This is a genomic window from Azovibrio restrictus DSM 23866 (assembly GCF_000429665.1).
In the GTDB taxonomy this organism is placed as follows: Bacteria; Pseudomonadota; Gammaproteobacteria; order Burkholderiales; family Rhodocyclaceae; genus Azovibrio; species Azovibrio restrictus.
Window position 1 is genome coordinate 150037 of record NZ_AUCH01000015.1, and the last position, 10243, is coordinate 160279.

The 10243-nt window shown below is 65.2% G+C and carries 6 protein-coding genes; all 6 read left to right on the top strand.

What is annotated here, in order from left to right:
• Positions 1 to 1260, top strand: coding sequence for a 6-phosphofructokinase (locus tag G474_RS0113460; protein ID WP_026687438.1), 1260 nt, complete (start codon positions 1 to 3; stop codon positions 1258 to 1260).
• A 96-nt stretch (positions 1261 to 1356) separates the two neighbouring features.
• The gene (locus G474_RS0113465; protein WP_026687439.1) at positions 1357 to 3414 is read left to right on the top strand and encodes a sodium-translocating pyrophosphatase; all 2058 of its coding nucleotides are present in this window, start codon (positions 1357 to 1359) and stop codon (positions 3412 to 3414) included.
• 80 nt (positions 3415 to 3494) lie between these two features.
• Positions 3495 to 5672, top strand: coding sequence for a type I secretion system permease/ATPase (locus tag G474_RS0113470; protein ID WP_051282283.1), 2178 nt, complete (start codon positions 3495 to 3497; stop codon positions 5670 to 5672).
• Positions 5669 to 7075, top strand: a complete 1407-nt coding sequence (locus G474_RS0113475; RefSeq protein WP_043464396.1) for an HlyD family type I secretion periplasmic adaptor subunit — start codon at positions 5669 to 5671, stop codon at positions 7073 to 7075. Before G474_RS0113470 ends, G474_RS0113475 begins: the two co-directional genes overlap by 4 nt.
• Positions 7076 to 7185: 110 nt before the next feature.
• Positions 7186 to 7797 carry a helix-turn-helix transcriptional regulator gene (locus tag G474_RS0113480; RefSeq protein WP_026687442.1) on the top strand — a complete coding sequence of 204 codons (612 nt, stop codon included), beginning with the start codon at positions 7186 to 7188 and terminating at the stop codon, positions 7795 to 7797.
• Positions 7798 to 7904: 107 nt separating this feature from the next.
• Positions 7905 to 10243: retention module-containing protein (locus G474_RS22160; RefSeq protein ID WP_026687443.1), on the top strand; the 2339-nt coding region annotated here is incomplete at its 3' end.

The window sequence follows — 10243 nt, forward strand, 5'->3', positions numbered from 1 at the left end:
ATGACGGCCCGGAACGCCTTCTACGCGCAGTCGGGGGGCGTGACGGCCGTCATCAATGCCACTGCCTGCGGCCTCATCGAGACCGCCAGGCAGCATCCGGACCGGATCGGCAAGGTGCTGGCCGGCCGGGACGGCATCCTCGGCGCCCTGACCGAGGATCTCATCGATACCTCTCTGGAAACGGATGCGGATATCGCCCGGCTGAAGCACACGCCCGGCGGCGCCTTCGGTTCCTGCCGCTACAAGCTCAAGTCCCTGGACGAACACCGGGCCCAGTACGAGCGCCTGATGCAGGTGTTCCGGGCTCACGACATCGGCTACTTCTTCTACAACGGCGGCAACGATTCCATGGACACCGCCTGGAAGGTGTCGCAGCTGGCCCAGCGCATGGGTTTCCCCCTGGTCTGCGTCGGCATCCCCAAGACCGTGGATAACGACCTGGCCGTCACCGACAACTGCCCGGGCTTCGGCTCCGTCGCCAAGTACGTGGCCACTTCCATGCGCGAGGCGGGTTACGACGTGGCCTCCATGGCCCGCACGTCCACGAAGATTTTCGTGCTCGAAGTCATGGGCCGCCACGCGGGCTGGATCACCGCCGCCTGCGGCCTGGCCGCCGAGGCCGAGGGAGAGGCGCCCCACATCCTGCTGTTTCCCGAAATTCCCTTCGATCCCGAGGCGTTCCTGGCCCGGGTCCAGACCTGCGTGGAGCGCTACGGTTACTGCACCGTGGCCGTCTCCGAGGGGCTGCACGCGGCCGATGGCCGCCTGATTGCCGACATGGGCAGCCAGGATGCCTTCGGCCATGCCCAACTGGGCGGGGTGGGGCAGATCATCGCCCAGCTCATCAAGGACCGGCTTGGGCACAAGTATCACTGGGCCCTGGCGGATTACCTGCAGCGTTCGGCCCGGCATCTGGCCTCGCGCACCGACCTGGAGCAGGCGTATGCTGTCGGGGTGAAAGCGGTGGAGCTGGCCCTGGCGGGCCGTAATGCGGTGATGCCCGCCATCCGGCGCCTGGCGGACGATCCCTATGCCTGGGAGGTGGCCGTGGCGGACCTGGGGGAAGTGGCCAATGTGGAAAAGAAGATGCCCCGGGAATTCATCACCCCGGACGGCTTCCACATTACCGAGGCCTGCCGCCGCTATCTCCAGCCCCTGATCGTCGGCGAGGCTTTCCCGCCGTTCCGTCAGGGCCTGCCCGATTATGTCCGGCTGCGCAATCAGTCCGTGGTCCGGAAGCTGGGGGAGTTTGCCGTGTAGTGCTGCCGGTGGCTCCCCTGGCTTGATGTTTCTGACCGAAGCCCGCCCGGGTCCGGGTGGATATAACTTCGGCCTGCTTAGCAAGAGGGAGTCACTATGTCTTCAGGTCTTGTTCTGGCGCTGGTCTGCGCCGTCATCGCGGTGCTGTACGGCGCCGTTTCCAGCAAATGGATCCTTTCCCTGCCGGCGGGCAATGCCCGCATGCAGGAGATTGCCCAGGCTATCCAGCAGGGGGCATCCGCCTATCTCAACCGGCAGTACTCCGCCATCGCCCTGGTCGGCGCGGTGCTGTTCTTCCTGATCGGTTTCGCCCTGGCCTGGAATACGGCCATCGGTTTCCTGATCGGAGCCCTGCTTTCGGGCATGGCCGGTTATGTGGGCATGAATGTCTCCGTCCGCGCCAATGTGCGCACCGCGGAGGCGGCCCGACAGGGCATCGCCGCGGCCCTGGACGTGGCCTTCAAGGGCGGCGCCATCACCGGCATGCTGGTGGTGGGGCTGGGGCTGCTGGGGGTGGCGGGCTACTACGCCTTCCTGAAGGCTCAGGCCGGTCCCGCGGCCGATATCCACCATCTGGTGGAGCCCCTGGTGGGGCTGGCCTTCGGGGGCTCCCTGATTTCCATCTTCGCCCGCCTCGGGGGCGGCATCTTCACCAAGGGGGCCGATGTGGGGGCCGACCTGGTGGGCAAGGTGGAAGCCGGCATTCCCGAGGATGATCCGCGCAACCCGGCGGTGATCGCCGACAACGTGGGCGATAACGTGGGCGACTGCGCCGGCATGGCGGCCGACCTGTTCGAGACCTACGCGGTGACCGTGGTGGCCACCATGGTGCTCGGGGCGCTGATGCTCAAGGCCATGCCCGGCGCCGACGACGGGCTGGTGGTGTATCCCCTGGCCCTGGGCGGGGTATCCATCATCGCCTCCATCATCGGTTGCCTGTTCGTCAAGGCCTCCCAGGGGGGACGGATCATGGCGGCCCTGTACCGGGGCCTGGCGGTGGCCGGGGGGCTGGCCCTGCTGGCCTTCTACCCGGTCACCACCTGGATGCTGGGGGCCGGAATCCCTCTGCCCGATGGGGGCATGATCAGCTCCGGCGCCATCTTCGGGGCCGCAGCCGTGGGCCTGGTGCTGACCGGCGCCCTGGTCTGGATCACCGAGTACTACACGGGCACCAACTACGGCCCGGTGCGGCACGTGGCTTCGGCCTCCCAGACCGGGCACGCCACCAACATCATCGCCGGCCTGGGGGTGTCGATGAAGTCCACCGCCCTGCCGGTGCTGTCCGTCTGCGCCGCGATTCTGGTGGCCCACAACCTGGCGGGGCTGTATGGCATCGCCATCGCTGCCACGGCCATGCTCTCCATGACCGGCATCGTGGTGGCCCTGGATGCCTACGGGCCCATCACTGACAATGCCGGGGGCATTGCCGAGATGGCGGAGCTGCCCGAGTCGGTGCGCGCCGTCACCGATCCCCTGGATGCGGTGGGCAACACCACCAAGGCCGTCACCAAGGGCTATGCCATCGGTTCTGCCGGTCTGGCGGCCCTGGTGCTGTTTGCCGACTACACCCATGCCCTGGAGGCGGCAGGCCAGAAGCTGGCCTTCGATCTCTCCGATCACATGGTGATCATCGGCCTCTTCATTGGCGGCCTGATTCCCTACCTGTTCGGGGCCATGGCTATGGAGGCCGTGGGCCGGGCCGCCGGTTCGGTGGTGGAGGAGGTGCGGCGCCAGTTCCGGGAGGTCAAGGGCATCATGGACGGCAGTGCCAAGCCCGATTATTCCCGGGCCGTGGGCATGCTGACCCAGGCTGCCATCAAGGAAATGATCGTGCCCTCGCTGCTGCCGGTGCTGGCACCGGTGCTGGTGGGCCTGATGCTGGGCCCCAAGGCCCTGGGCGGGATGCTGATGGGCACCATCGTCACCGGCCTGTTCGTGGCCATTTCCATGACCACCGGCGGCGGTGCCTGGGACAACGCCAAGAAATACATCGAGGATGGTCACTATGGAGGCAAGGGTTCCGATACCCACAAGGCGGCCGTGACCGGTGACACGGTGGGGGATCCCTACAAGGACACGGCAGGTCCGGCGGTGAATCCCCTGATCAAGATCATCAACATCGTGGCCCTGATGATCGTGCCCTTGATGATGTGAGTGTTTTTGAGAGAGCTTTCGCCGGAACGGGGTCTGGTTCAGCGTTAGAATCCGGGCTTATTGCCTAGAAGAAAGACGCCATGATCGAGTCTGGTGAGAGCCCTGTCGGGGAGGCGGGAGGGCGTTTGCGGGAGGATGTCCTGCACTGCGACCCCTTGCTGGATTGCCTCGTCGAAGTGAGCCGCATCCAGGGGCGCCCCAATACCCGGGCGGCCCTGGTGGCCGGTTTGCCCGTGGAGAAGGAGGGGCTTACCCCCAGCCTTTTTGCCCGGGCCGCCAGCCGGGCCGGTCTGGCCAGCCGGGTGGTGCGGCGGGAGCTGGGCCGGATGGATGCCTCCCTGCTGCCGGTGATCCTGCTGCTCAAGGACAACCAGGCCTGTGTACTGCTGGGCTGGGATGCTGCCGGGGAGCAGGCTTCCTGCCTCTTTCCCGAGACCGGCCAGGGCCGGGTCAGCCTGAATCGGGCGGACCTGGAGGCCCGCTACCAGGGGGTGGCCATCTTCACCCGCCCCCATTTCCGTTTCGATCAGCGCACCCCCGAAATCGGCGACATTCCCCAGCGCCACTGGTTCTGGGGTGCCATGGCCGAGCAGTGGCCCCTGTACAAGGATGTGCTGTGGGCGGCCCTGCTGATCAACCTGTTCGCCCTGGTGATGCCCCTGTTCACCATGAATGTGTATGACCGGGTGGTGCCCAACGGGGCCGTGGAGACCCTGTGGGTCCTGGCCCTGGGGGTGGGACTCGTCATCCTGCTGGATTTCGTGCTGCGGCTGCTGCGCGGTTACTTCATCGACATGGCCGGGGCCCGGGTGGATCTGCGCCTGAGCGCCCTGATCATGGAGCGGGTCATGGGGCTGCGCATGGAGGCCCGGCCCCAGGCCGTGGGGGCCTTTGCCTCCAATCTGCGCTCCTTCGAATCGGTGCGGGACTTCATCACTTCGGCCACCATGACGGCCCTGATCGATCTGCCCTTCGCCCTGCTGTTCCTGCTGGTGATCGCCTTCATTTCCTGGCCCCTGATCTTTCCTGTGCTGGCGGTGGGCCTGGTGGTGGGGCTCTACGCCTATGTGGTGCAGCACAAGATGCACGCCCTGTCCGAAACCTCCTACCGGGCCGGGGCGTTGCGCAACGCCACCCTGGTGGAAAGCCTGACGGCCCTGGAGACCATCAAGACCCAGGGGGCCGAAGGGGTGATGCAGGCCCGCTTCGAGAAGAGCTCGGCCTTCCTCAGCCATGTGGGGCGCAAGATGCGCCTGCTCTCGGCCAGCGTCACCAACGGGGCCATGGAGATGCAGCAGCTGGTGAATCTGGTGGTGATCATCATCGGGGTCTATCTGATCAGTGCCAGGGAGCTCACCATGGGCGGGCTGATCGCCTGCACCATGCTGTCCGGCCGGGCCGTGGCGCCCCTGGGGCAGCTGGTGGGGCTGCTGATGCAGTACCAGGGCAGCAAGACCGCCCTGCATTCCCTCAACGAGGTGATGCAGCGTCCGGTGGAGCGGCCTCCCGAGGCCAGCTTCGTGCATCGGCCCGAGCTCAAGGGCGACATCGAGTTCCGGGATGTGGAGTTTGCTTATCCGGAGCAGCAGGTGGCGGCCCTGAAGGGGGTCAGCTTCCGCATCAAGGCCGGGGAGAAAGTGGTGGTGATCGGCCGTGTCGGTTCGGGCAAGACCACCCTGCAGAAACTGCTCCTGGGCCTCTATCAACCCACCGGGGGCGCGGTTTCCATCGACGGGGTGGACCTGCGCCAGCTGGATCCCGCCGACCTGCGTCGCAATGTGGGTTATGTGTCCCAGGACGTGGTGCTGTTCTACGGCACCCTGCGGGACAACATCGCCATCGGGGCGCCCTATGCGGACGATTCGGCTATCGTCGCGGCCGCCGAGGTGGCGGGGCTGTCCGAGTTCGTGAACCGTCATCCCCAGGGCTTCGACATGCTGATCGGCGAACGGGGCGAGTCCCTTTCGGGGGGCCAGCGCCAGGGTGTGGCCATTGCCCGCGCCCTGCTCATGGACCCGCCCATCCTGCTGCTGGACGAGCCCAGCAGCGCCATGGACCATTCCACCGAGCAGGCCTTCAAGCAGCGCCTGCGCAGCCACGGGGCCCACAAGACGGTGATCGTGGTCACCCACCGCAACAGTCTGCTGGAGATCGCCGACCGGATCATCGTCATCGACGACGGCCGGGTGGTGGCTGACGGTCCCCGGGATCAGGTCATCCAGGCCCTGCAGAGCGGCCGGGTGGGGAGGGCCGGATGATGGCGCTGGTGAATTTCTTCAAGGCGGTGCTGGGACGGCTCCAGCGTCTGGCCGATCCCCTGCTGGAGCGGCTCCTCGGACGCCTGCCCCGGGAAGAGGAGGTGGGGCTGGTGGATTTCAGTCGGGATGGGGAAGCCGCCATCCTGCAGCAGGAACCCCTGCGGGCCCGCATCCTGATCCGCCTGATCGCCTGGGCCATAGGAATCTTCCTGGTCTGGGCCGCCCTGGCCCAGGTGGACGAGGTGACCCGGGGTTCCGGCAAGGTGATTCCCTCCCGGCAGGTGCAGATCATCCAGAGCGTGGATGGGGGCATCGTTTCGGAGATCCTGGTGAAGGAAGGAGATCTGGTGCAGCAGGATCAACTGCTGATGCAGATCGATCAGACCCGATTCGTGTCTTCCGTGCGCGAGAGCCGGGCCCAGTACCTGTCCTTGCAAGCCAGGGCGGCGCGGTTGCGGGCCCTGGCCGACGGGTTGCCCTTCGTGCCGCCCGAGGATGTCCTGAAGGAGGACCCGGAAACGGTACATCAGGAGGAGCAGCTCTATGAGGCCAGGCGCAGCGAGCTGGAGGCGGGGATCGCCATCGCCCGGCAGCAGCTGGCCCAGCGCCAGCAGGAGCTGGCCGAGGTGCGGGCCAAGCGGGATCAGGCGGCCCAGGGCTATGAACTGACTTCCAAGGAGCTGGCGGTGACCCGCCCCCTGATTCAGTCCGGCGCCGTGTCCGAGGTGGAACTGCTGCGTCTGGAGCGGGACGTGGTCCGCTACCGGGGGGAGCGGGACATGGCGGGGGCCCAGATCGCCCGCATCCAGGCCTCCATCAGCGAGGCCCAGCGCAAGATCGAGGAACGGGAGCTGACCTTCCGCAACGAGGCGGGCAAGGAGCTCTCGGAAACCATGGGCAAGCTCAATGCCCTCTCCGAGACCGAGGTGGGGCTGTCCGACCGGGTCAAGCATTCAGCCATCCGTTCCCCGGTCAAGGGGGCGGTGAAGCGGCTCCTGGTCAATACCGTGGGGGGCGTGGTGCAGCCGGGCAAGGAGGTGGTGGAGATCGTGCCGGTGGAGGATGCCCTGTTGCTGGAGGCCCGGGTCCAGCCCAAGGACATCGCCTTCCTGCGCCCCGGGCAGCATGCCCTGGTGCGGTTTACGGCCTATGACTTCGCCGTCTATGGGGGCCTGGAGGGCACCCTGGAGCACATCGGGGCCGACACGGTGACCGATGATGAGGGCAACGCCTTCTACGTGGTGCGGGTGCGCACCACCCGGCCGGATTTCGGCAATGCCAACCTGGCCATCATGCCGGGCATGGTGGCCGACGTGGATATCATGACCGGCAAGAAGAGCGTGCTCTCCTACCTGCTCAAGCCCATCCTGCGGGCCAAAGCCTATGCCCTGTCGGAGCGCTGATATGCCCAAGGTCATATGCTTGTACTTTTGTGCAATGTTCAGGGAGGGCCGGGTTTCCTACACTCGGGGGCTGGATGGTTTCCTAAATCCTTGAGCTCGGCGTCTCCTCCATGACACATCTCTTCATCAATTCGTCTGTTGCGCCGGTCAGCACCTGGCGGGAAGCCTTCCCGGACAGCCGGGAGATTTCTGCTGCGTTCCTGGGGCAGGAGACCCTGGCCGCGGGCATCCTCTGGCTGCGCCTGCCGGCCCAGGGGGTGGAATTGCTGTTGCGTCAGGTACGGGAGGCCAGCCCTGCCCCTCTGGTGGTGCTGAGTGACCAGCCGTGCGAATCCCAGGCCGCCGCCTGCCTGGCCGCCGGAGCTTCCGGCTACTGCAATACCCACGCCGCACCGGCCGTGCTGCAGCAGATTGCCGCCGTGGTGGCCCAGGGGGGGCTGTGGCTGGGCGCCGACCTGCTGCAACGCCTGATGGGCAGCGCCGCCACCCTGCTGGCCCGGCAGCAGCCCCGTGCCACCGGGGCGGAAGAGCTGGACGCGCTGACCGAGCGGGAGCTGGAAGTGGCCCGGCTGGTGGCCGCCGGCGCCAGCAACCGGGAAATCGCCTCCCGCCTGGGCATCACCGAGCGGACCGTCAAGGCCCATCTGGGCACTATTTTCAGCAAGCTGCAGGTGCGCGACCGGCTGCAGCTTTCCCTCAAGATCAACGGCCTCTGGCCCTGATTCAGTCCCGTTCGTCCGGCAGCGTCGAACCTGTACTTTGGTGCGATGTTTGCCGGGACGGGGCTGCCTATACTGCAAATTCCTAAACCTGTATCTGGAGCATGGTCATGGCCCAAGTCATCGCAAAAATCGTTTTCGTCAGCGGTGAAGCATTCATCCGTGATGGAGCCGGCAACAGTCGCCGGGCCCGTGCGGGAGAGCCGCTGCGCGAGGGGGAAACCCTGGTGACGGGCAGTGGCGCCCAGGTGCAGGTGGCTTTCGAGGATGGCCGGGACATGGTGCTGGGCAGCAACCAGACCCTGTTCCTGGATGTTTCCGTGGCGGCCGAGACCAAGCCGGATGCGACGGACAGTGCCCTGCTGGCAGGAAGTGGCGATGTGGACAAGATTGTCCAGGCCCTGAATGAAGGTGGCGACCTGGATGCCGTGGTCGAGGATACGGCGGCGGGTGCCGCCGGTAGCGCCGGGGACAGCGGCCACTCCTTCGTGCGCCTGATGCGCATCACGGAAACGGTGGATCCCCTGGAGTTCCAGTTTGAAACCCCGGGGGGGACGGGTGAAGCTCAGCTCGCTGCGACGGTGGAAAATATCCCGCCTATCGTTGTAGAAGGGGTGTCTAGCCCGATCTCCCTGGAGGGGGAAGATCTGGTGTTCCTGGTGACATTGTCTGGCGAGACACGGGAGCCGACCTCATTCACCCTGCTGCTGACCGATATCACGGCTGCGTTCGGCGAGGATTACACCGGGAGTCTGGTGTTCACCAACGGCGTGACCTACGACCCCCTCACCGGGCTGGTGACCGTGCCTGCCGGGGTGGACGGCTTCAGCGTGTCGGTGCCGACCGTGGAAGAGAATGTTTTCGAGCCCGATGAAGGGCTTACCCTCACGGTGGGCGGCGTGGTCGGCACGGGGACCATCGTGAACAACGATGCGCCTCCCGAGGTGGTCAGTGTCGACGGTAGCGATCCCGCCATCAACGGGGTGCTGGTGCCTGAGGGCGATGTAGCCGTGTTTACGGTGACCCTTTCCAATCCCAGTAGCACCCCTACCGTATTTGCCCTGTCTCTGGTGAATGGATCTGCTTTACTGGGTAGCGACTACGCTGCAGGCATGAGCTTTTCCAACGGGGTGACTTTTGATCCGGCCACCGGCCTGATCACCATTCCTCCGGGGGTGGCGGACTTCACCGTCAGTGTGCCGACCCTGGACGACAATGTCTATGAAGGCAATGAGACCTTCGGCCTGACCGTGGGCGGCGTGACCGGTACGGGGACCATTGTCGATGACGCCGATATCCCCGCGATCATCCGGGTGGGAGCCGCCGATCCGGCTCTGGATGGAGTGGTGGTGCCCGAAGGGACGACGGCGGTGTTCACCGTCGAGATGTCCAACCCCAGCCTGCTGGATACGGTTTTCGACCTGAACCTGACGAGTGGCACGGCCACCCTGGGCCTGGACTTCACCAATGCCCTGAGCTTCAGCAACGGCGTCAGCTACGATGCGGCCACCGGCAAGATCACTGTGCCCGCTGGCGTCACCAGCTTCACGGTAGCGGTGCCGACCACCGACGACACCATCTACGAACAGCCGGAAACCTTCAACCTCCAGGTGGGGGGGGTAACTGGCATTGGTACGATCACTGACAATGATGAAGCGCCGGTAGTGACCCATGTGGGTGGGGCGGGGGGCAGTATCGATTCGGTGACGGTGCCGGAAGGAGCGGCCGCAGCATTTACCGTGAGCCTCTCCAATGCCAGTAGCACTCCGAGTACCTTTGCTCTAACTCTGGCAGGAGGGACCGCTCTGATGGGGGCGGACTTCACGGGGGAAATGGCCTTTAGCAACGGAGTGACCTACAACGCGGCCACTGGCCTGGTGACGGTACCCCCAGGAGTGGTGAGTTTTCAGGTCGTTGTGCCTACAGTGGATGACAGCGTTTTCGAGCCAACGGAGCAGTTTACTTTAAGTGTGGGCGGGGTTACGGGTGTTGGCACCATTACGGACAATGACCTGAAGCCTTCGGTTACTCATGTAGGGGGGGATGATCCCAATGTAGATTCCGTAACCGTTACGGAGGGGACCACTGCCGTATTTACAGTCAACTTGTCTCAAGCCAGCAATGCGCCGATGACTCTGACTTTCGCGCTAATGGATGGCAGTGCGGCATTAGGGGTGGATTACACCGACGGTCTCAGTTTCTCCAGTGGTGTTGTCTACGCCAACGGCAGCATTGTGGTACCTGCTGGTGTCACCAGCTTTACCGTCAGTGTCCCAACGCTAAACGACTCGCTTGCCGAGCCCACCGAGCAGTTCAGTTTGGCTGTGGGCGGCGTTACCGGTACCGGTATTATCCTCGATAACGATGGCGGTACCCCGGGTGTCCCTCTTGTAACGCATGTTGGTGACGGCGCTGGTTTGAACAACGTGACCGTGAGCGAAGGCGATGC